Here is a 20,191-nt window from a genome sequence, read left to right on the forward strand (position 1 = left end):
GCGTGGACGTCGTTCGGTGCCGTCAGGCGAGCAAAAGACGGAGGTTGTAGACGGTGAAGAAGCTCCCGGCGAGCGTCAGCACGATCGGTGGGAGAGTGAGCGTGGACCGCGTCGTTATCGGCGCTCGTCGGGGTCGCTGAACCGGCCGCCGAAGGCGCGTGCGACGACCTCGTTGAGCGCGGGGTGGACGTGGATCGTGTCGCGGATGTCGGCGACGGTGCCGCTCCCGGCCCGCATCGCCACGCAGACCTCGTGGACGAGTTGGGAGGCGTGGGGGCCGACGACGTGCGTCCCGAGGATCTCGCCGTCGGGCGCGACGAGGACCTTGACGAAGCCGGGCGGGTCGCCCATCGCCGAGCCCATCGCGGTGTCGGCGTACTCGTAGCCGCCGACGCGATACTCGCGCGACTCGGCGCGGAGGTCGGCCTCCGTGACGCCGACGGCGGCGACTTGGGGGTCCGCGAAGACGGCGTGGGGCATCGCGGTGTAGTCGACGGCGTCGCGTTCGTCGCGGAGCGCGTTCGCGATGACCGTGCTCGCCTCGTGATTCGCGGCGTGCTTGTAGGGGTAGCGCCCGACGACGTCGCCGAGCGCCCAGACGTTCTCCGCGCTCGTTTCGAGGTAGCGGTTCGTCGCCACGTACCCTCTGTCCGTCGTCTCGATCCCGCCCGCCGCGGCGTCGAGGCGATCCGTGTTCGGGACGCGGCCGGCGGCGACGAGGAGCTGATCGCCGCGGACGGTCGCGGCGTCGTCGCCATCGACGGCCTCGGCGTCGAGCGCGATCCCGTCGCCGGTCTCGCGGACCGCGCTCGCCTCGAAGCCCGTCCGAACGTCGAAGCGCCGCTCGTAGCGCTCGGTGAAGTGCCGGGCGATCGCGGGGTCCTCGCCGGGGAGGAGCGCGCCGCGGCGACCGACGATGGTCACGTCGCTTCCGAACGTCCCGAAGTAGTGGGCGAGCTCCGCGGCGACGTAGCCGCCGCCGACGATCACGAGGTGCTCGGGGGGCGCGTCGGCGCGGAGCGCCTCGGTGCTTGTCCAGTAGTCGACGTCCTCGATGCCCTCGACGTCCGGGATCGCCGGTCGGGTGCCGGCGGCGACGACGACCGCCTCGCCGCGGATCGTCTCGTCGCCGACCGCGAGGGTGCGCTCGTCGACGAACCGACCGGTGTCGTCGAAGAGCGTGTGGTTCTCTGAGGCCTCGATCCCGCGGCGGATCGACGCGCTGTCCCGATCGACGTGGTCGGAGACCTCCGCGACCATCCCCGAGAAGTCGACGTCCTCGACGGTGGCGTCGATGCCGAACTCGTCCGCGGTGTCGACGCCGCGTTTCACGTCGGCGCGGTGGACGAGCATCTTCGAGGGGACGCAGCCGCGATTGAGACACGTACCGCCGAGCGGGCCGTCCTCGACGACGGCGACGTCCTGTCCCTGCCGAGCGGCGACCGAGGCGACGTCCAGTCCGGAGCCCGAGCCGACGACGACGAGATCGAAGTCCTGCATACGCGGCGCTTCGACCGCCGGCGGGGAATAGCTTCGGAGACGTCGAGCGCGCCGCCCCCGCCCGAAGCGAGCGCCGACCGAACCGAGAGGCGCGAGCGGGGGGAGAGGACGAGGGTGGAGGGGGGACGGCGTTCAGGAGAGGTCGACGACGACGGGGAGGTGATCGGAGGGATAGCGCCCGTTGGCGTACTGATCGCTACAGACGGCGCGGGCGTCGACGGCCCACGCGTCGCTGAGGAGGACGTGGTCGATCGTCCAGTCGGCGTGGAGGGTTCGATAATCGTTGCGCGTGGTGTTCGGGCCGTGGTCGTACGTCGCGGCGGCGCGCGAATCGCGGAGCGACTCGGTGAGGGCGTCGTGGGCGGGGTCGCCCGCCTCGCAGTTGAAGTCGCCGAGGACGATCGCCGGGGCGTCGCTCGCGGCGACGCGCGCCCGGACGAGTTCGGCGCCGCGCTTGCGGGCCGTCCGGCCCTCGTGGTCGAGGTGGATGCAGTAGACGACGAACTGCTCGCCGCTCGCGCGCTCGCGGAGGCGCGCGGACGTACAGACGCGAGGGTGGGCGGCGTCCCAGCCGACGCTCCCGGCGACGGTCGGCGTCTCGGAGAGCCAGAAGGTCTCGGACTCGACGAGCTCGAAGCGGTCGTGGGCGTAGCCGACGGGGACGTACTCGTCGGTCGCCTCGCCGGCGCCGCGCGAGCGCCCGACGAACCGGTATCGATCGAGGCGTTCGCGGACGTCCGCGAGCTGACCGGCGAGGAGCTCTTGGAGGCCGAGGACGTCCGGATCGTGATAGCGGATCGTCCCGGCGACCGCGTCGCGCCGGTACGGCCAGCCGTCCTCGCCGTCCTCTGGGGTGTCGACGCGGACGTTGTACGTCATGGCGCGCACGGGATCCATCACCACAGCGTTCGCGCGCGGCGGGTAAAAAAGGTTGAGACGAACGACGAGCGTCGATCCGCGGGCTCTTATTCGTCAACGGCCTACGGACAGCGATGACGCTCGTCGCCACGTTACACCTCCACTGTGCGGACCTCTCGCTCGTCACGGCGTTGGCCGCCGCCCCCTCAACGACGGTCGAGGTGGAGGCGACGATGGCGGCGGATCCGAGCCGTCCGGTGTTGTTCGTGTGGGCGAGGGGTCGGGAGCTCGATCGCTTCGCGGACGCGCTCGCGTCGGCCGACGACACCGCGCGGATCAACTGTCTCGACGACGGCGACGACGTCGGTGGCGACCAGCGACTGTATCGGGTCCAACTCGCGCCGTCGACGCCGTCGGTCTACGAGACCGCGCTCGACGTCGGCGCGCCCGTCCTCGACGTCGGCGCGACCCCGGAGTACGCGTCGTTCCGTCTCCGGTTCCCCGACCGGGACGCGCTCGTCGCGTTCCGCGAGGCGCTCGTCGACGTCGGCATCGACGTCACGACCCGCTCCCTCGGGGCGAGCCGCGACGCGGAGGCGGAGCGACTGACGCGAAAGCAACGCGAGACGCTGGCTGCGGCGGTCGACGCCGGCTACTTCTCGGTCCCGCGTGAGGCGACGCTGGCGGACGTCGCCGGGGCGCTCGACGTCTCCCGGCAGGCCGCCTCCGAGCGGTTGCGCCGCGGGCTGGAGTCCCTCGCGCGCGACGCCGTCGACTGCGTCGACCCTCCCGGCTGACGATCAGCGCCCGAGTCGGGATCGCGCGCCCGCACCGACACGGCTCACGCCGCGTCGAAGCACCCGAAGCCCGACGTACAGGAGCGCGTAGGCCGCGCTGAGCGCGAGCGCGAGAGCGGTCGTGGCGGCGACGACGACGGACGAGCCCGCGCCCGCGGTGATCGTCAGCCACTCCTCGCTCAGCGTCGGACGCTCCGAGTAGGACTCGTGGAGGTACGGCGCGAGCGCGTCCGCGGGGCGACGGACGAGCGACGCGAGACAGCGGCGGGCGAACGCGGCGGGACCGGGGAGCGACATGGGTCGTGATCCGCGCGGCGCGGACAAAAACGTGCCCACCGCGGCGGGCGGTGGCGTCGCCGCGCCGTCCTCTCGCCGTCTCCTCGCCGTCGCCGCGACGCGAGGCTATTTGCCGGCGGCGGGCGACGCCGGTGACGTGAACGCGATCGCCACCGCGGATCTCCGCAAGTCGTACGGCGACCTCACGGCGCTCGCGGGGCTGACGCTCGACGTCCCCGCCGGCGAGCTGTTCGGTCTCCTCGGACCGAACGGCGCGGGCAAGAGCACCACGATCCGGATCCTCACCGGCCAACTCCGCCCCGACGCGGGCACGGCGTCCGTCCTCGGCGTCGATCCCGCCGCCGATCCGATCGGCGTCCGCGAGCGCGTCGGGATCCTCCCCGAGCAGGAGTCCCCGCCGAGCTTCATGACGCCGCGCGAGTACTTCGACTTCGTCGGGTCGGTGCGCGACCTCGACGCCGCGACGGTGAACGAGCGCGTCGAGACGTGGGCCGACCGGCTCGCCTACGGGGCGAAGCTTGACACGATGCACACCGACCTCTCGCGGGGCCAACAGCAGAAGGTGATGATCACCGCGGCGTTCCTCCACGACCCCGACCTCGTCTTCATCGACGAGCCGCTGGCGAACCTCGACCCGATCGTGCAGGAGGCCGTAAAACGCTTCCTCCGGGAGTATCGAGACGCCGGGAACACGGTCTTCCTCTCGACGCACGACATCGACGTCGCGGCCGACCTCTGCGATCGGGTCGGGATCGTCCACGAGGGTGAGCTGGTGGCGACGCGCCGCCCGGCGGCGCTCGACGGCGACCGACTGCTCGACGTCTTCCTCCGCGAGGTCGGTGCGGACGCGAGCGTCGGGGCTGACGCGGGCGCGGGCCGCGACACGGATGTGAACGCGGGTGCGGACGCGGACGCCGGTGCGGAGTCGAACGCCGACGCGGACGCGGGGCGATGAGCGCCGACCGCGCGGTGCTCGCGGCGATGGTCCGCGAGGAGTGGCGACTCCACAGTCGGCTGTTCGGCGGGCGTCGCTTCGCCGCGTTCCCCGTCTTCGTCGCGCTCGTCGGCGGGCTGACCGCGTGGGCGCTCGGGACGACCGGCACGGGGACGGAGACGGTCGTCGCGGGCGCGCACGTCCTCGTCGCGCTCTTCGGCCTCCAGACGGGCACGGTCGGCCTCGTCGGCCGCGACGCGATGCGCGGGCTCTTGGGCGAGACGACGCTCGTCGTCTTCAGCGCGCACACGCTCCCGCTGCGCCAGCGCCGGCTCCTCGGGCTCTTCCTCCTGAAGGACGTCGGCTACTACGCCGTCCTCCTCCTCCTGCCGCTCGCGGTCGCGTTCGCGCCGCTCCTCCCGCTCGCCGAGCTCGCGCTCCTCTGGCTGACGCTCGTCTGGACGTTCGGTCTCGGCCTCTGCGCGACGGTCGCGGCGGTGTCGCTCGCCACCCGCGGCCGCCCCGGCAAGGTCGTCGCCGCGCTCGTCGCGTGCGCGATCGGTGCGGCGGCCGTCGCGGGTCTCCCGGTCGCGGCGGCGACGCCCTACGCGCTCTTCGTCGCGCCCGGCTTCACGAGCGCCGTCGCGGCCGCCGTCCCGCCGCTCTGTCTCCTCGCCGTCGCCGCGCTCGCCTACGACCCGGAGCACGAACCGCCGGCGCGCACCGCCGAGAACGCCTACCGCGCGTGGCGGCGCCGCGTCCCCGCGTGGGACGACCCGGTCTTCGTCAAGACGATGCTGGACGTCTCGCGCTCCGCCGGCGGCTACTGGAAGGTGCTCCTCTCCGCGGGCATCCTGGTGGCCGTGAGCGCCTTCCTCGTCTCCCTCGCCGAGTCCGTCGTCGGCCTCCGCGTCCTCCCCGGCGTCGCGTTCGGGTCGATCCTCGGGCTGACGGCGTTCACGACGTACAACTGGCTCACGCAGTTCGACGACCCGACGACGTACGCGACGCTCCCGATCGATACGAGCGCGGTCTTCGACGCGAAGCGCCGCGCCTTCGCGGTGCTCGGTCTCCCGACCGGGGTGGCGTGCTACGCCGCCGCCGCGCTCTGGCGTGGCACCGCCCCCCTCGACGCGCTCGCCGGCCTCGCGCTCTGCGTCGGTCTGCAGGCCTACCTGTTCGGCCTCACGGTCGCGCTCGCCGGTACCCGGCCGAACGAGTTCCTCTTCGACACCGTGTTGTTCGCGGGCTTCACGCTCGGCGTCGCCCTCCCGCTCGTTCCGGTACTCGTCGTCGGCTTCGTCGCCGCACCGCTGAGCGCGCCGCTGGCCGCGGCGCTCGTCGTCGCGGGGCTCGCGCTCGCCGGCGTCGGTCACGTCCTCTACGGCCGCGCCGTGCCGCGCTGGCGCGAACGCTATCGGGAGTGACCGCCCGGGTCGCCCTCGCCTCGACACGAGCCGTCGTCCCGAGCCGTCGTCACCCCTAAAGCCGCGGCGCCCCTTCGATCGCGTATGAGTGACGCCGAGGGGGACCTCCCGCAGAGCGACGCCGAGTGGCGAGAACGCCTCGACGACGAGGAGTACCGCGTCCTCCGCGAGCGGGGGACGGAAGCGAAGTTCACCGGCGAGTTCATCGGCAAGGACGACGACGGCGTCTACCGCTGTGCGGGCTGCGACGCCGCGCTCTTCGACTCCGAGACGAAGTTCGACGGCGAGGGATCGGGGTGGCCGAGCTTCGACGACGCCATCGAGGGCAGCGTCGAGCGCCGAAAGGACACCAGCCACGGGATGGTTCGCACCGAAGTCGTCTGTGCGAACTGCGGCGGCCACCTCGGTCACGTCTTCCAAGACGGCCCGACGGAGACCGGCGAACGCTACTGCATCAACTCCTGCGCGCTCGACTTCGCGGACGAGGACGGCGACGCCGACCGGTAGGAAAGCGCCGGAGAACCGAGCGGGCGTGGCGCGACCCGTGAGGACGTCGGTGCCGCCACGACGAACGCGGCGGCGACCGGAGCGGGACGCCGCGGTGACCCGCCACCCCTATCGTCGTGCGCGTCGACTCCCGGACGTGACGAGTGAACGGGAGAAGATGGTGGCCGGCGAGCGGTACGACCCGAGCGATCCCGAGCTGGTCGCGGCGCGCGAGCGGGCGCGAGAGTTGACCGCGCGCTACGACGACACCGCCCCGGGCGCCGACGGCGAGCGACACGAGATCCTCGAAAGGCTGCTCGGCTCCGTCGGCGAGGACGTGTCCATCGAGCCGCCGTTCCACTGCGACTACGGCGAGCACGTCCACGTCGGCGACGGCTTCTACGCGAACGTCGACTGCGTGATCCTCGACGTCTGCCGGGTCGAGATCGGGGACGACTGCCTGCTCGGGCCGGGCGCCCACGTCTACACGGCGACGCATCCGCTGGACCCGGCCGAGCGCGCCGCCGGCGAGGAGTACGGGGAACCGGTGGCGATCGGGGATCGGGTGTGGCTCGGCGGGCGCGCCGTCGTGAACCCGGGCGTGAGTATCGGCGACGACAGCGTCGTCGCGTCGGGAGCCGTCGTCACCGAGGACGTCCCGGAGGGCGTCGTCGTGCGCGGGAACCCGGCGCGCGTCGCGACGGAGATCGAGTAGCTACTCCAGCCCGACGGGCGGCAACACCACGCAGGGGACCTCGACGCGGCCGACGAGCGCGCGCGCGGTCCGGCCGAGGCCGGACTCCGCGCCGGGACCGGGTTCGTGCGCGCCGACGACGAGTTCGTCGACGCCGCCCCGTTCGAGTTCCTCCCGGATCTCGTCGACGGCCTCGCCGTCGCGGACCGCGGTCTCGACGGTCGGCGTCGTGAGGCGCGCCGACGCGACGTTCACGGCGTCGCCGGCGTCGCGCGAGCCGTCCTCGGTGACGCCGACGACGCGAACGGAGTCGCCGGCGTCGAGCCGGGGACCGAGGTAGTCGCAGGCGGCCGCGGTCGTGTGGACGGAGTCGGTGGCGACGAGGAAACGCGTCATACGGGGTCCTCAAGCGCCGCCGGCAAAAAGCCACGTCACTCCGCGTCCGCGTCGGTCACGGCGCGGTACCGCTCGAAGAGCGCGCGGGCGCGCTCGCTCTCGCCCGCTTCGGCCTCGACCGCTGAGTCCTCGACGGCCTCGAACTCCCGGTCCTCGTGGCCCGCCCACTCCCGCAGCGCCTCGTTCGCCGCCTGCGCGTGCTCCTCCGCGGCCGTGACGAGGCCGTCGGCGGCGGCCCGCTCTCCGTCGTCCGCGGCCTCGAACGACTCGCTGTAGACGACCGTCCACTCGTCCGTACCGAGGTCGTAGCCGACGCCCTGCACGCTCCTGTCGCGCACGAGGACGAGCGCGGAGACGAGGCGTTCGTCCTCGCCGCGGGCGGTGTGCGCGCTCGCCGGCGCGACCATCCGGAAGGCGTCGCTGCGGTGGAGCGCGCGCCCCTCCGCGATCGTGAGCGGTCGAGACGGCAGTGAGTCCATCGCCATGGCTCACGGGACGCGTCGGAGGAAGAAGAGCCGGGCGGTTCCGGGCGGCTTTATGCGACCGGCGGACGCCCTCTCGGCCGTGTCACTCGACGGCCGGCGGTCGATCGGGGTCGGGATCGCGCTCGGCGCGGGCGTCGGCGTGGGCGCCGGGGCGGCCGCGGCATTCCTCGACGCGGCGGACGCGGCGAGCGCGGTCGGCGTCGGCGTCGCGCTCGGCCTCGGACTCGGCGTGACGCTCGGCGCGCTCCTCGTACCGATCGCGCGCTGGGCGGTGGGACGCGCCGACGGCTCCACGCCGCTCCTCGCGGGCGGCACGCTCTGCGGACTCGGCGCGGCCGGGCTCGCGTGGACGGCGCTCGACGCGTCGCTCGTCGTCGCCGGGGTCTGGACGCTCGCCGGCGGCCTCCTCGGCCTCCTGCTCGCGGCCGCACACCGCCTCGACGGACACGTCACCCGCTCGGGGACGTGAGCGTCCGCTTCGCTCGCGCGTACTCGCTCGAAAAAACGCGTTCGCTCGTTCGTGCCGGGATTAGACACGCGTGACGTTCGTCGCGCGCGGGCCCTTCTGGGCCGCCTCGATGTCGAACTCGATCTCCTCGCCCTCGGTGAGGTCCGCGCCGCCGACGTCTTCCATGTGGAAGAAGACGTCCTCGTCCGCGTCGTCAGTCTCGATGAATCCGTAACCGCCAGTTTGGTTGAAGAAGTCAACCGTTCCGCGTGCCATTACGGACGAGAGTAGGACGGACGCGACCATGAGGCTTGCGCGGCGCCCGATAGCACGGGTGTCAGCCCGCGGCGCTCACCGGCTCGCGCCGGGCGTCGGATCGAGCGGGACGGTCTCGGCGATCGTGAGCGTCGTCGTCTCCCCGCCGAGTTCGACGGTGAAGTCGCCGGCCTCGACGACCGGATCGGCGTCCCCCGGTACCTCGCCGGGGACGACGGCGAGCGCGGCGAGCGGGAACTCGACCGTCACGCGCCGCGAGCGCCCGGGCGCGAGTTCGACCTTCTCGGAACCGAGGCGTTTGCGCCGCGGGTACTGGACGGAGCCGTACGCCTCCGTGTAGCAGGCCTCGGCAAGCGCGGTGCCCGTCCGGTCGCCGGTGTTCGTCACGGTCACGCTCGCCGTCGCGGTGCCCGCGCTCGCGGCGTCCGCGACCGTGGACGGCGAGACGGTGAGGTCGGAGAACGCGAACTCCGTGTAACTCTGCCCCGCGCCGAACTCGAAGAGCGCGTCCGCGTTGTCCTTCGCGGGGTGGTACTGGTTGTAGTAGTTCGGCACTTGCCCGACGCCGTCCGGCCAGCGGAAGGCGAGGCGTCCGCCGGGGTCGGCGTCGCCGTAGAGGACGTCCGCGACGGCGCCGCCGGCGCTCCCCGGATAGTACGCCATCACGAAGGCGTCGAGCTTGGCGAGCGTCTCGCTCGTCCCGCGCGGCCGGCCGGCGACGAGGAGACCGACGACCTCCGTGTCGAGGTCGGCCACGGCGTCCACGAGCTCGCGCTGGGCGGCCGGGAGGGCGAGTTCGTCCGTGTTCCCGAACCCCTCGGCGTACGGTCCCTCGCCGAGGACGAGGACGACGCGGTCGGCGGTCTTCGCGTCCGCGACGATCGCGGCCTTCGTCTCGGCGTCGAGCGACCACTCGTCGTCGCTCCAGCGGTTGAACGCGTAGCCGGTCTCGTGGACGGCGACGCCGCCGATGGCCCGGGAGCGGACGCCCTCCGCGATGGTCGTCGCCCACGGTTTCGCGTCGTCGGCGTGGAGGCCCTGCCAGCCGATGGTCCACCCGCCGCACTGCGCGCGGACGTCGTCGACGTTCGGGCCGGCGAGCACGACGTTCTGCGTCGGGGCGAGCGGGAGCGCGTCGCCCTCGTTCTTCAGGAGGGTGAGGGACTCGCGGACGGCCTCGCGGGCGGCGTCCTTCGCGCCGCCGACGACGTCCGGGGCGCGCGTCGGGTCGACGTACGGGTCGTCGAGGAGGCCGAGTTCGGCCTTCAGTTCGAGCGAGCGCCGCGCGGCCTCGTCGATGCGCGACTCGGATACCTCGCCGGCCTCGACGAGGCCGCGAAGCGCCGTGTAGAACTCCTCGACGTGCGTCAGGTCGGAGAGCATCGCCATGTCGACGCCGGCGTTGACGCCCGCCTTCACGGCCGCCCGGAGGTCGGGGGCGTACTCGTGCATCTCGACCATCCGGTGGAAGTCGTTCCAGTCGGAGACGGCGAGGCCCTCGAACCCCATCCGGTCGCGCAGGACGTCGGTGAGGAGCCACGAGGAGGCGTGGGCGGGGACGCCGTTGACGGAGCCGCTGTTGATCATCACCGTGAGGGGCTCCTCCTGGAGACCCATGTGATGGGGGACGAAGTGGTTCTCCACGAGGTCGCGGACCGGGATGCGGGCGGGACTGCGGTCGTCGCCGTTCTGCGGCTCGCTGTACGCGGCGAAGTGCTTCACGCTCGCGGCGACGCCGCCGTGTTCCGCGTCGCCCTCCTGGAGGCCGCGAACGGCCGCCGCGCCGAGCTCGCCCGTCAGGTGCGGGTCCTCGGAGAGCGTCTCGTAGAAGCGTCCCCAGCGGGGGTCGCGGGCGATCCCGCTCGTCGGGGCGAACCCCCAGTGCGCGCCGATCGCGGACGCCGAGTCACCGGTGTGTCTCGCCGCAGTCGCCATCAGCTCGGGGTCCCGCGTCGCGCCCATCCCGACGTTGTGCGGGAACGCCGTCGCCCCCTCGACGGTGACGTTCCCGTGGACGGTGTCGAGGCCGTAGACGAACGGGACGCCGTTTCCCTCGCCGATCGCGTACTCCTGGAGGGCGTTGACGCCCTTGGCGAGTTCGACGGGATCGCGCGACGGCGGGTAGGCCGAGCCGGTGAGGAGCGAACCGACGTGGTAGTCGGTGAACAGCGACGCGATCTCGCTCGCGTCGACCGTCGAGACGTTCGCCTGGATCATCTGCCCGATCTTCTCCTCGACGCTCATCTCCGCGAGGATCGCCTCGACGTCCGTCTCCGGTGGCGCTGGTCGCGATCCGTCCCCGTACGCCTGCATCTCCCGGGCACTGACCCCCTCGGAGCCGCCGGCGACGGCGGCCGCACCGAGCGCGCCCGTCGCCTGGAGGAACCGTCGACGCGAATGCGTGATCTTTTCCGACATGTTTCACCGCGAATTGATCGTACGTGATGTAAAAACATTACTATCTATGTACGTAACGATAGTCAAAGATACCGCGGCGGCGCGCCGGTGACGGCCAGTCGGCGAGCGTCGTGTTCGTGTCGTCGTCGACTCGCGCGTCGCGAACGCGTTCGCTACGGGGCGCTCAAAGAGTCAGGCCACGGTCTCGTCCGCGTTCAGGTCGTCCGTCCGACGGCGGCCGGGCGAGCCGGCGTCACCGGCGTCGCACGAGGACGACGAGGAGCGCGCCGAGGAGCGCGAGCGCGCCCGCGAGGAGGCCGAACCCGGGCGACGAGCCGCCGGACGTCCCCGGGGAGCTCTCGCTGCCCGCGAGCGACGGACGGATGTCGTTCACCGCGGCGACGTCCGGGCCGTTCACAACCGTCACCGTCTCGTTCGCGTGCACGACGCGGTACGCGCCCCGATAGCCGTCGTCCCCGGAGACGATCCAGACGCCGTCCTCGCGGGTCGCGCCGTGCGCCTTCAGCGCCGCGACGTAGCCGGCCGCGAAGTCGCCCGCGTCGGTCTCGGTCTCCCACGCGGTCTTCCAGACGAAGCCGTCCGCGTCGCCGTTCCGGTAGGGGAGCACCGCGTCGCCCGCCCACCCCGCCGAGGCCGGCGCGGCGTAGCGGAACGTCCGATAGCCGTCGTCCGCGCGGATGTCCGTCGGCACGACGCCCGCGTCGTAGCGCGCGCTCTGCCACCAGAGCCCCATGAATATCGAGGCCTCGCCGAGCGTGTCCGTCCCGTTCACGCCGACGCTCGGATACGTCCGCCAGCCGTTCGTCGCCGCGTCGCGATCGACGGCGACGTCCGTCACCGCGGGGGCGTCACCGTGGATGACCTCGCTCGTCGTGGTCGGCGGGTCGCGCCACGCGGCGTCGACAGCCGCCCAGCCGCCGCGCTCGATAAGCTCGTTGACGTATCCCGGCCCGCTCGCGTACGGGAAGTAGAGCGTGTACTGCAGGCTCTGAGGGGGCGACGGGTCGGTCGACGCCAGGGAGTCGGACGACGAATCGTCGCTCGACGGCGTGGCGACGCAGCGCCACGTCCCGTTCGTACAGCGCCGGGTGTACTGTCGCTGGACGTATCGAGCCTCGCCCTCGATGAGCCCGCTCGTGGCGAGTTGCGCGTCCTGCGTCTCGCCGCCGTACTTCGCCGCACCGAGGTCGTAGGTCTGATCTTGGAGGGCGTGGGTCAGCTCGTGGGCGAGCGTCGCCCGGTCGATGTACGCCCGCTTCCCGGAGGGGACGATGATCTCGATGGCGTCGTCGCTCGGCGAGTAGAACCCTTGGACGCTGTTCGAGTAGTACGAGGACGTCGCCGAGGAAAGGTTCGTCTCGTCGCCGACGATCAGGGCGGCCTCCCACACCTGTTGGTTCCACCGCGCGTACGTCGCGTTCGTCGGCGCGTTCGATCGGTTCGCGCGGTACGCGTCCCGCGACATGACGTTCACGGGGACCGGCGTCTCGAAGTCGTGCCCGCGGAGGCGTTCGACGCGCGCCATCGTCCGCCGGACGTACGCGCGGATCTCCGCGTCGCTCAGCCCGTCGGACTGATCGACGTCGATCGCGGTGTCGTACCGATAGCCGTCGACGTAGCCGATAGATCGGTTCGAGTCGGTCGCGTCGTCGGCCTGTGCGGGCGCGGGAGTGTCGGTCGCGGGCGCAGTCGCGCTCGCGCTCGCGCTCCCCCGATCGACGCCCGACGCGCCGGCGGCTGTCGCGTTCGCCGTCGCCGCGCTCGACGCGACGAGGAGAACGACGACGAGAAGCGTTCGCAGTCGTGTGCGCATCTACCGGTTCTTCGGGCGGCCCGGCAAAGTCCCTGTGGGTTACGAGCGCGGCTTCACGACGGTATCGCACGACGGACAGGCGGCGTACGCGGCCTCGCCGTCGTCGTCCTCGTACTCGATGAGCACCGCGGTCGCGGGGACGTCGGCCCCGCACTCCGGACAGCGACCCAGCGCCCCGTCGGTCCCGTCGGCACCGTCGGCGTCAGTCATTCCCGTATCGAATACGAGTCACCGAACGGCCATAACTGTTCGGCGGGGAGGGGAAGGGTCTTCCGTGGCGGTCGCCTGCCCGCGGGTATGCACGGCGTGGAGGTGGTCGAGACGGCGGCGGCGTTCCGCGAGGCGCTCGCGGTCCGATACGCCGTCTTCGTCGACGAACAGGGCGTCCCGGCGTCGGTCGAGGTGGACGACCACGAGGCCGAGGCGACGCACTTCCTCGCCCGTGTCGACGGCGCGGCCGTCGGCACCGCACGCTACCGGACGGCCGAGTCGGGCGCGGCGAAGATCGAGCGCGTCGCCGTCCGCGACACCCACCGCGGCGAGGGATGGGGCGCGCGCCTGATGGACGCGGCCGAGGCCCGCGCCCGCGAGGCGGGACACGACCGCGCGGTCCTCGACGCCCAGACGAGCGCCGCGGGCTTCTACGCCGCGCGAGGTTACGAGCGGGTCGGCGGCGTCTTCGACGAGGCGGGGATCCCGCACGTCACGATGGAGCGTCCGCTCGACGAGTAGGGGGCCACGCGAACCGGTCGCCGGGCCGCGGATCGTCTGCCGCCGCGCTCGCCGCCGGGACGGATCCGATACCCGATCCCCGCGTCTCAGAGTTCGACGTCGGTCGCGGAGTCGACCGCGAAGCGGGTCGCCTCGGGGTCGCCCGCAAGGACGTCGGAGAGGCCGGCGACGAACGCCTGGAAGTGCTCGCTCTCCTCGTGGGCCTCGACGGCCGCGGCGTCCTCGTAGCGTTCGACGAACCGGAGGACGGTCTCGTCCTCGACGTCGACCGCGGCGTGATAGTCGATGACGCCGGGTTCCTCGGTGGACGCCGCGACGACGTCGCGGGCGAGGTCGAGCGCTTCCTCGCGGTGATCCGGGTCGATCGGGAAGGTCGCGTGCACGACGATCATCACGGGCGCCTAGGACGACCCACCGCAAAAGCCGTCGGGTGGCGGTAGTCGTAGCCGTCACCGAGTCCGGAGGGACAGCACTAAGAACGGACGCGACGTGCGGGCGAGTATGGACGACGAGCGCAGACGCGTCCTCGACCTCCTGTGCGAGGACGCCCGGTACACGGCGGAGGACGTCGCCCGACAACTCGACCTCACCCCGGAGGACGTCGAGGCGCACGTCGAGGCCCTCGAAAACGCCGGGGTCGTGCGCGGCTACACCGCGGTCGTGGACTGGGCGGCGCTCGACGACGGAATCGTCGAGGCGAAAGTCGAGTTGAACGTCGAGCTCGACCGCGAGACGGGATACGAGGACATCTCCCGTCGCATCGCCAAGTTCCCCGAGGTGACGGCGTTCCAGCTCGTCAGCGGCGACTACGACTTCGCCCTGGAGGTCCGCGCCGACACGATGAACGCGGTGTCGCGCTTCGTCTCCGAGGAGATCGCCCCGATCCCCGAGGTGACCCAGACGGTCACGCACTACGTCATGGAGACCTACAAGGACGACGGGATCGAGTTCGACGACGGCGAGACGGACGACCGGCTCTCGTACTCCCCATGAGCCGCCTCTCCGAGCGCGCGGAGCGAACGCCGCCGTCGGGCATCCGGCGGTTCTTCGAGATCGCCGAGGAGATGGACGACGTCGTCTCGCTCGGCGTCGGCGAACCCGACTTCAGCGCGCCGTGGCCCGCCCGGAAGGCCGCCATCGACGCCCTGGAGCGCGGACAGACCTCCTACACGTCGAATCGCGGCCGGCGCGACCTCCGCGAGGCCATCGAGGCCCACGTGACGCGCTACGGGCACGAGTACGACGCGGACGAGGAGATCCTCGTCACGACGGGCGTCAGCGAGGCGATGGACCTCGCCATGCGCGCGCTCGTCGACCCCGGCGACGTCGTCGCGGTCGCCGAACCCGCCTACATCTCCTACGGACCGGACGCCTCGTTCGCCGGCGGGGAGGTCCTCCGCGTGCCGACGCGGGCCGAGGACGAGTTTCGACTCACGTACGACGCCTTGGAGCGCGCCGGCGCGGAGCGCGCCGACCTCCTCGTGCTCTGCTACCCCAACAATCCGACGGGCGCGGTGATGGACGCCTCGGGGTTCGCGGAGGTCGCGACGTTCGCGCGCGAACACGACCTCTTCGTCCTCTCGGACGAGGTGTACGCGGCGCTCACCTACGAGGGCGAACACGACAGCATCGCCACCCAGCCGGGGATGCGCGAGCGCACCGTCGTCTTCAACGGCTTCTCGAAGGCGTACGCGATGACCGGCCTCCGATTGGGGTACGCGATGGGTCCCCCCGAGGTCATCGACGGGATGAACCGCATCCATCAGTACACGATGCTCTCCGCGCCGACGACCGCGCAGGCCGCGGCGCTCGAAGCCCTGCACTCCTGCGACGACGCCGTCGTCGACATGCGCGAACAGTACGACCGGCGTCGGCGCTTCGTGCTCTCGCGCTTTCGGGAGATGGGTCTGGAGTGCTTCGAGGCGCGCGGGGCGTTCTACGTCTTCCCGTCGGTCCCCGGCGACGACGAGCGGTTCGCGGAGGAGCTCCTCCGCGAGGCGGAGGTCGCCGTGGTCCCCGGGCGCGTCTTCGGCGACGGCGGCGAGGGTCACGTCCGCGTCTCGTACGCGCGATCGCTCCCCGAGCTCCGCGAGGCCACGAACCGCATCGAGGACTTCCTCGCCGAGCACCGCTGAGCGCGGGCGCGAACCGTCGCGGCGACGGCCGATCCGGAAAATCCGGTGAGCGCGACGCGAACCGATCAGAACTCGTATTCGTCGCCGAGCGAGCGCTCGCTCGTCTCGCGCATGTCCGCCTCGAACTCCCCCATCTCGGCCTCCTCGTCGCTCCCCGACGTGGCGTCGTAGACGTTCAACCCCGTCGAGAGGAGCTCTTCGACCGCCTCCTTGCGGTTGAAGAACTCGCCATCGTCGACGAGGCGGTCGATTTCGACTTCGAGATCGCTCGGGAGGTCGACTTCGGCGGTAGGCATCGTGGGGGGTGGTTTCCGCGCGGGACGTTTCAACCCTGCGGCCCGGCGCTCGCGTCGCCCGCGTTCCCGTAGACGGTGCCGACGAGGACGGCCACGACGCCCACGGCGAGGACGGCGCCGAGGACGAAGGGCGGCCACGGCGAGACGACGTAGAGCGCGGTCATCGCCGGCGGCCCGACGGTCCGTCCGAGGCTCCCCGCGCTCTGCGTGATACCGAACGCCGCGCCCTGCTCGTCCGGCGGCGCGGCCGCGGAGACGAGCGTCGAGAGGGCGACGTTCAACAGGCCGTTCCCGAACGAGAGCACCGCGAGGACGACGAGGAGGGCGACCAACGCGGGCGTGAACCACGGTGGCGCGCCGGCGAGCAGGGACGGCGGGACGACGGCCTCGCCGATGACCGGGGTGAACGGGACGGCGGCGAGCGAACCGACGAGCGCGAGCGCGCCGACGACGGCGAGCGCGTCGTCGCGGTACCGACGGGAGAGCCGTCCGACGACGACCGCCTGATTCACCACGCCGAGCACGCCGATGTACGTGAGGAGGAGCGCCGTCTCGGCCTCCCCGTAGTCGAAGGTGTCGGCCGCGAACGGGACGAAGACGACCTGAATCCCGGAGAACGCGACCGAGACGAGGAGGAAGGTCGCGACGTACGGGCGCAGCGCCGCCGAGCGCGCGGCCCCGAGGAAGCCCGAGACGACACCGGTGCGGCGCGCGGAGCCGCGGTGACGCGCGGGCTCCGGGAGGAAGGCGTACGCGGCGACGCAAGCCAAAGCGGAGAGACCCGCGGCGGCGAAGCTCGGGAGGCTGAACCGCGTCGCGGGGACGAACGCGGGGAAAGCCGCGCGGGCCTCGGCGACGACGGGGTCGCTAGCGAGGAGGCCGCCGAGCGCCGGTCCGAAGACGAAGCCGAGGCCGAAGGCCGCGCCGATGAGGCCGAGCGCCCCCGCGCGCTCCTCCCGCGTCGTGACGTCCGCGATGTACGCCTGTGCGGTGGCGACGTTCCCCCCCATCGCGCCGGCGATCATCCGCGCGACGAAGAGGGCGCCCACGCCGCCCGCGACGCCGAACAGGGCCTCGAACTCCGCGCCGAGGCCGAACACGGTCCACGCGACGGCGCTCCCGGCGACCGAGAGCATCAGCACCGGCCGGCGGCCGTGCTCGTCGCTGAGGCGACCGAGAAGCGGCGCGAAGACGAACTGCAACAGCGAGTACGACGCCGCGAGCAGGCCGATGTAGACGTCGCTCACCCCGAAGCTCCGGACGTAGTAGGGGAGGATGGGGATGATGATGCCGAACCCGAGGAGGTCGATGAAGACGATGGCGATCACGGTGGCGAGCGCGCGCCGCGGCCGATCGAGTCCGGTGGGCGCATCACCGTCGGATTCGCCGCCCGCGTCCGCGCTCGTCGCCTCGGGGTCGCTCACCGCGGTCCCCCGTCCCGGTCGTGCATACCGCGCCGTGCAAGCGCCGGCGGCAAGTCGGTTGCGACCGCGGCAGCGCGAACCGGACGATATCTAAGGGTCGAGCGCATACGCCCGGTGACGACCCGCACGGGGACAGCATGAGTGCATCCGACGACGACCTCGACCTCGCGCGCGTTCTGGATGCGCTCAACGACGCGGACTGTCGGGCCTTCCTCGATGCGCTCGAAGAACCAATGACGGCGAACGAACTCTCGGAGGCGTGCGACGTGCCACTCTCGACGACTTACAGGAAACTCGAACTGCTCACCGACGCGACGCTCGTCGACGAGGAGACGGAGGTCCGATCGGACGGCAGACACCGCTCGCGCTATCGGGCGGCGTTCGACTCCCTCGAAGTCGCGTTCGACGACGACCACGACCTCGACTTCGACGTCGAGCGACCCGCGCGCGGCCCCTCCGAACGCCTCGCGGACATCTGGGCGGAGGTGCAAAAGGAGACGTGACCCCGATGGGAATCGGACTCGCGACCCTCGTGACGATCCTGAAGACGGTGACGCTCCTCCTCGGGGGTGCGATCACGTACTTCGCCTACGAGGCGTCGATCCGCACGCACTCGCGCTCGATCCGCCTGCTCGCGCTCGGCTTCGGCGTCGTCACCCTCGGTGCGCTCTTCGCCGGCTTCGTTGACACGCTCCTCCACGTCGACCCGATGCTCGCGCTCGTCATCGAGAGCGGGTTCACCGGCGTCGGCTTCGCCGTCATCCTCTACTCGCTCTACGTGGAGGACTGAGCCGGACTGGCCACGTCCGTGCCGGAATCGACGGCTTCTCACCGGCGAAGGACGAACGCGGCACAACGCGGACGCCACGGACATGACCGACGGAACGCCCACCCACGACGAGAGCGACGAGACGGACGACGAGCACGACGGCCCGGTCGACCGCGACCAACTCGCGCACGCGACCCGCCTCCTCCTCGACGCCATCGGCGAGGACCCCAGCCGCGACGGACTCGTCGAGACGTGGGAGCGTCGCGTCCCCGCCGCCTACGAGGAGCTCACGCGCGGCTACCGCGAGGACGAGCGCCCGACGATGCGGACCTTCGACGCCGACACCGACGACCTCGTCGTCAAGACCGGAATCCCCGTCTACTCGCTCTGCGAACACCACCTCCTTCCGTTCCACGGGGTCGCACACGTCGCCTACCGACCGGACGGAGAAGTCGTCGGGCTCTCGAAGCTCGCGCGCTACGTCAAGTGGGCGTCCCGGAAGCTCACCGTCCAAGAGCGTCTGACCCGCGACATCGCGGAGGGCCTCGATGAGGCCGTCGCGGCCGACGCCGTCGCCGTCGAACTCTCCACGACCCACCTCTGCGAGGCGATGCGCGGCGTCGAGGCGCACACCACGACGACCTCGCGGGCCACCGTGGGCGACCTCAGCGCGGACGAGCGCGACCGGTTCCGCGACGCCATCGCCGCCGAGCACTGATGCAGCGAACGGTCGCCGGGACGACCGTCCGCGGCCTCGACGTCGGCCCCGAGACCCGCTGTGCGCACTACGACGCCGCCCGCGACGTGATCGCCATCCGCGCGGCGTGCTGTGACGCCTACTATCCCTGTCGCGCCTGCCACGACGCCGTCGCCGACCACGAGCACCGGGCGGTCCCGCGCGACGCCTTCGACGACCCGGCGGTCCTCTGCGGGGCCTGCGGGGCGGCGCTCACCGTCCGCGAGTACGCCGACTGCGACGACGCGTGCCCGTCCTGCGGCCACGCGTTCAACCCCGGCTGTAAACGCCACTGGTGCAGGTACTTCGCCGAGCGATAGCGACACGGGCGGCTCTGCGAGCGGAGAAAGTGAATGAAAGGGGGGCCGCACTCGCCTCGTCAGGCCTCGGCGAGAACGTAGGCGGGACCGGAGGTCCCGCTCGCACTGACTTCGGCTTACGCCTCAGCCAGTACGTCGTCGAACTCGCCGTCGTCGACGCGGGCCTTGAAGCCGCGCGCGTCCTCGCCCTCGATGGTGACGCCGAGAGAGGCGCAGGTGCCCGCGACTTCCTTCGCGGCGTTCTTCGTGTCGTACGAGAGCAGGTCGGACTTCTTCTGCTCCGCGATGGACTTCAGCTGCTCGATGGAGAGGTCCGCGACGAAGTCCTTCTGGGGCTCGCCGGACCCGGTCTCGAAGCCGGCCTCGTCCTTGATGAGCTCCGCCGTCGGCGGGACACCGACGTCGATGGAGAAGGAGCCGTCCTCCTCGTACTCGACGGTGACGGGGACTTCCGTGCCGTCGAAGGCCGCGGTCTGGTCGTTGATCTCCTCGACGACCGCCTGCACGTCGACGGGCGTGGGACCGAGCTCCGGGCCGAGGGGCGGGCCGGGGTTGGCCTGCCCGCCGGGGACGAGCACTTCGATGGTATCAGCCATGCGTGGACGCAATCGCGCGGCGGATTTAAACCGTTCGAAAGCCGGCGATCGCCGCGGCCCGCGGGCCGCCCCCTCACGGGAGACTGATGCCCTGTCGGGCGAGGTAATCACTCGCGGCCCGGATCTCGACCGGACTCCCGATGATCCGAACGACGCCGTCGCGCTCGAACAGCGTCACGGTGAACCGCTCGTCGAGCGGCGCGTCGAGGCCGTCGAGCGCCCCGGCCGGGAGGACGATCTGCGTGCTGTCCCGGTAGCGCGACGGATCACCCATACCGATCCTGTCTCCCGAGCTGCTGAATAAACGTGTCGAAGATCGTGAGAGACGCGCGCGACGCCCGGACGAAAGTGATT

The 20,191-nt window shown here is 71.7% G+C and carries 27 protein-coding genes; 13 read left to right on the forward strand and 14 right to left on the reverse strand.

The features are described from left to right. Nucleotides 1-114: 114 nt before the first annotated feature. Nucleotides 115-1,500 carry a dihydrolipoyl dehydrogenase gene (locus J2754_RS10045; RefSeq protein ID WP_211087320.1) on the reverse strand — a complete coding sequence of 462 codons (1,386 nt, stop codon included), beginning with the start codon at nucleotides 1,498-1,500 and terminating at the stop codon, nucleotides 115-117. A 132-nt stretch (nucleotides 1,501-1,632) separates the two neighbouring features. Then, nucleotides 1,633-2,397 (reverse strand): endonuclease/exonuclease/phosphatase family protein, encoded by a 765-nt coding sequence (locus J2754_RS10050; protein ID WP_188879424.1) that lies wholly within the window; start codon nucleotides 2,395-2,397, stop codon nucleotides 1,633-1,635. A 95-nt stretch (nucleotides 2,398-2,492) separates the two neighbouring features. Between J2754_RS10050 and J2754_RS10055 the strand changes: the two genes are divergently transcribed. Further along, a complete protein-coding gene (locus J2754_RS10055; protein WP_211087321.1) occupies nucleotides 2,493-3,155 on the forward strand; it encodes a helix-turn-helix domain-containing protein in 663 nt (220 codons plus the stop codon). Between the two features lie 3 nt (nucleotides 3,156-3,158). On the opposite strand, the gene J2754_RS10060 is transcribed toward J2754_RS10055, so the two are convergent. Then, nucleotides 3,159-3,452, reverse strand: a complete 294-nt coding sequence (locus tag J2754_RS10060; RefSeq protein ID WP_188879420.1) for a hypothetical protein — start codon at nucleotides 3,450-3,452, stop codon at nucleotides 3,159-3,161. 136 nt (nucleotides 3,453-3,588) lie between these two features. Between J2754_RS10060 and J2754_RS10065 the strand changes: the two genes are divergently transcribed. The 4 genes from J2754_RS10065 (at nucleotide 3,589) to J2754_RS10080 (ending at nucleotide 7,014) form a co-directional block, all read left to right on the forward strand. Beyond that, nucleotides 3,589-4,407: an ABC transporter ATP-binding protein gene (locus J2754_RS10065; RefSeq protein WP_342590118.1), complete on the forward strand. Its 819-nt coding sequence runs from the start codon at nucleotides 3,589-3,591 to the stop codon at nucleotides 4,405-4,407. Then, on the forward strand, nucleotides 4,404-5,813 hold the full coding sequence (locus J2754_RS10070; RefSeq protein WP_245332967.1) for a hypothetical protein: 1,410 nt from the start codon (nucleotides 4,404-4,406) through the stop codon (nucleotides 5,811-5,813). The genes J2754_RS10065 and J2754_RS10070 overlap by 4 nt, the downstream gene beginning before the upstream one ends. Nucleotides 5,814-5,897: 84 nt before the next feature. Further along, complete coding sequence (gene msrB, locus J2754_RS10075; RefSeq protein ID WP_211087323.1) at nucleotides 5,898-6,320, forward strand: peptide-methionine (R)-S-oxide reductase MsrB; 423 nt, start codon at nucleotides 5,898-5,900, stop codon at nucleotides 6,318-6,320. Between the two features lie 136 nt (nucleotides 6,321-6,456). Then, entirely contained in the window at nucleotides 6,457-7,014 is a 558-nt protein-coding gene (locus J2754_RS10080; RefSeq protein ID WP_211087324.1) for a sugar O-acetyltransferase, read from the forward strand. Here the strand turns inward: J2754_RS10080 and J2754_RS10085 are convergent, their stop codons facing one another. After that, entirely contained in the window at nucleotides 7,015-7,389 is a 375-nt protein-coding gene (locus J2754_RS10085; RefSeq protein WP_188879415.1) for a universal stress protein, read from the reverse strand. A 35-nt stretch (nucleotides 7,390-7,424) separates the two neighbouring features. Continuing rightward, the gene (locus J2754_RS10090) at nucleotides 7,425-7,874 is read right to left on the reverse strand and encodes a DUF7964 domain-containing protein (RefSeq protein ID WP_211087325.1); all 450 of its coding nucleotides are present in this window, start codon (nucleotides 7,872-7,874) and stop codon (nucleotides 7,425-7,427) included. Between the two features lie 79 nt (nucleotides 7,875-7,953). Here J2754_RS10090 and J2754_RS10095 point away from each other — a divergent pair, with 79 nt between their 5' ends. Next, nucleotides 7,954-8,343: a hypothetical protein gene (locus tag J2754_RS10095; RefSeq protein WP_211087326.1), complete on the forward strand. Its 390-nt coding sequence runs from the start codon at nucleotides 7,954-7,956 to the stop codon at nucleotides 8,341-8,343. 60 nt (nucleotides 8,344-8,403) lie between these two features. Here J2754_RS10095 and J2754_RS10100 read toward each other — a convergent pair whose 3' ends face one another. The 4 genes from J2754_RS10100 to J2754_RS10115 form a co-directional block, all read right to left on the reverse strand. Further along, a complete protein-coding gene (locus J2754_RS10100) occupies nucleotides 8,404-8,598 on the reverse strand; it encodes a cold-shock protein (protein WP_211087327.1) in 195 nt (64 codons plus the stop codon). A gap of 75 nt (nucleotides 8,599-8,673) precedes the next feature. Continuing rightward, complete coding sequence (locus J2754_RS10105; RefSeq protein WP_211087328.1) at nucleotides 8,674-11,016, reverse strand: glycoside hydrolase family 3 N-terminal domain-containing protein; 2,343 nt, start codon at nucleotides 11,014-11,016, stop codon at nucleotides 8,674-8,676. Between the two features lie 232 nt (nucleotides 11,017-11,248). After that, a complete protein-coding gene (locus J2754_RS10110) occupies nucleotides 11,249-12,829 on the reverse strand; it encodes an Hvo_1808 family surface protein (protein WP_211087329.1) in 1,581 nt (526 codons plus the stop codon). Nucleotides 12,830-12,868: 39 nt separating this feature from the next. Continuing rightward, complete coding sequence (locus J2754_RS10115; RefSeq protein WP_188879406.1) at nucleotides 12,869-13,039, reverse strand: DUF7837 family putative zinc-binding protein; 171 nt, start codon at nucleotides 13,037-13,039, stop codon at nucleotides 12,869-12,871. A gap of 87 nt (nucleotides 13,040-13,126) precedes the next feature. Between J2754_RS10115 and J2754_RS10120 the strand changes: the two genes are divergently transcribed. Further along, nucleotides 13,127-13,561 carry a GNAT family N-acetyltransferase gene (locus tag J2754_RS10120; RefSeq protein WP_211087330.1) on the forward strand — a complete coding sequence of 145 codons (435 nt, stop codon included), beginning with the start codon at nucleotides 13,127-13,129 and terminating at the stop codon, nucleotides 13,559-13,561. Nucleotides 13,562-13,647: 86 nt separating this feature from the next. On the opposite strand, the gene J2754_RS10125 is transcribed toward J2754_RS10120, so the two are convergent. Beyond that, entirely contained in the window at nucleotides 13,648-13,953 is a 306-nt protein-coding gene (locus tag J2754_RS10125; protein WP_211087331.1) for a putative quinol monooxygenase, read from the reverse strand. Nucleotides 13,954-14,062: 109 nt separating this feature from the next. On the opposite strand from J2754_RS10125, the gene J2754_RS10130 reads away from it, so the two are divergent. Together J2754_RS10130 and J2754_RS10135 are read left to right on the forward strand one after the other, a co-directional pair. Then, entirely contained in the window at nucleotides 14,063-14,554 is a 492-nt protein-coding gene (locus tag J2754_RS10130) for an Lrp/AsnC family transcriptional regulator (protein ID WP_188879400.1), read from the forward strand. Continuing rightward, nucleotides 14,551-15,696, forward strand: a complete 1,146-nt coding sequence (locus J2754_RS10135) for a pyridoxal phosphate-dependent aminotransferase (protein ID WP_188879398.1) — start codon at nucleotides 14,551-14,553, stop codon at nucleotides 15,694-15,696. The genes J2754_RS10130 and J2754_RS10135 overlap by 4 nt, the downstream gene beginning before the upstream one ends. A 65-nt stretch (nucleotides 15,697-15,761) precedes the next feature. Here the strand turns inward: J2754_RS10135 and J2754_RS10140 are convergent, their stop codons facing one another. Further along, the gene (locus J2754_RS10140) at nucleotides 15,762-15,992 is read right to left on the reverse strand and encodes a DUF7120 family protein (protein ID WP_188879396.1); all 231 of its coding nucleotides are present in this window, start codon (nucleotides 15,990-15,992) and stop codon (nucleotides 15,762-15,764) included. 29 nt (nucleotides 15,993-16,021) lie between these two features. Next, a complete protein-coding gene (locus J2754_RS10145) occupies nucleotides 16,022-17,416 on the reverse strand; it encodes an MFS transporter (RefSeq protein ID WP_211087332.1) in 1,395 nt (464 codons plus the stop codon). A 137-nt stretch (nucleotides 17,417-17,553) separates the two neighbouring features. On the opposite strand from J2754_RS10145, the gene J2754_RS10150 reads away from it, so the two are divergent. The 4 genes from J2754_RS10150 (at nucleotide 17,554) to J2754_RS10165 (ending at nucleotide 19,241) form a co-directional block, all read left to right on the forward strand. Further along, entirely contained in the window at nucleotides 17,554-17,919 is a 366-nt protein-coding gene (locus tag J2754_RS10150; protein WP_211087333.1) for an ArsR/SmtB family transcription factor, read from the forward strand. A 5-nt stretch (nucleotides 17,920-17,924) separates the two neighbouring features. Next, complete coding sequence (locus J2754_RS10155; protein WP_188879391.1) at nucleotides 17,925-18,206, forward strand: DUF7521 family protein; 282 nt, start codon at nucleotides 17,925-17,927, stop codon at nucleotides 18,204-18,206. Between the two features lie 82 nt (nucleotides 18,207-18,288). Further along, a complete protein-coding gene (folE, locus tag J2754_RS10160; RefSeq protein WP_211087334.1) occupies nucleotides 18,289-18,903 on the forward strand; it encodes a GTP cyclohydrolase I in 615 nt (204 codons plus the stop codon). Then, nucleotides 18,903-19,241: a CHY zinc finger protein gene (locus J2754_RS10165; RefSeq protein WP_211087335.1), complete on the forward strand. Its 339-nt coding sequence runs from the start codon at nucleotides 18,903-18,905 to the stop codon at nucleotides 19,239-19,241. Before folE ends, J2754_RS10165 begins: the two co-directional genes overlap by 1 nt. A gap of 116 nt (nucleotides 19,242-19,357) precedes the next feature. Here J2754_RS10165 and J2754_RS10170 read toward each other — a convergent pair whose 3' ends face one another. Both J2754_RS10170 and J2754_RS10175 read right to left on the reverse strand, forming a co-directional pair. Beyond that, nucleotides 19,358-19,837, reverse strand: coding sequence for a 50S ribosomal protein L11 (locus tag J2754_RS10170; protein WP_188879387.1), 480 nt, complete (start codon nucleotides 19,835-19,837; stop codon nucleotides 19,358-19,360). 73 nt (nucleotides 19,838-19,910) lie between these two features. After that, on the reverse strand, nucleotides 19,911-20,111 hold the full coding sequence (locus J2754_RS10175; protein WP_188879386.1) for a VNG_1110C family protein: 201 nt from the start codon (nucleotides 20,109-20,111) through the stop codon (nucleotides 19,911-19,913). Nucleotides 20,112-20,191 lie beyond the last annotated feature (80 nt).

It is taken from the genome of Halarchaeum nitratireducens (assembly GCF_017874695.1).
In the GTDB taxonomy this organism is placed as follows: Archaea; Halobacteriota; Halobacteria; order Halobacteriales; family Halobacteriaceae; genus Halarchaeum; species Halarchaeum nitratireducens.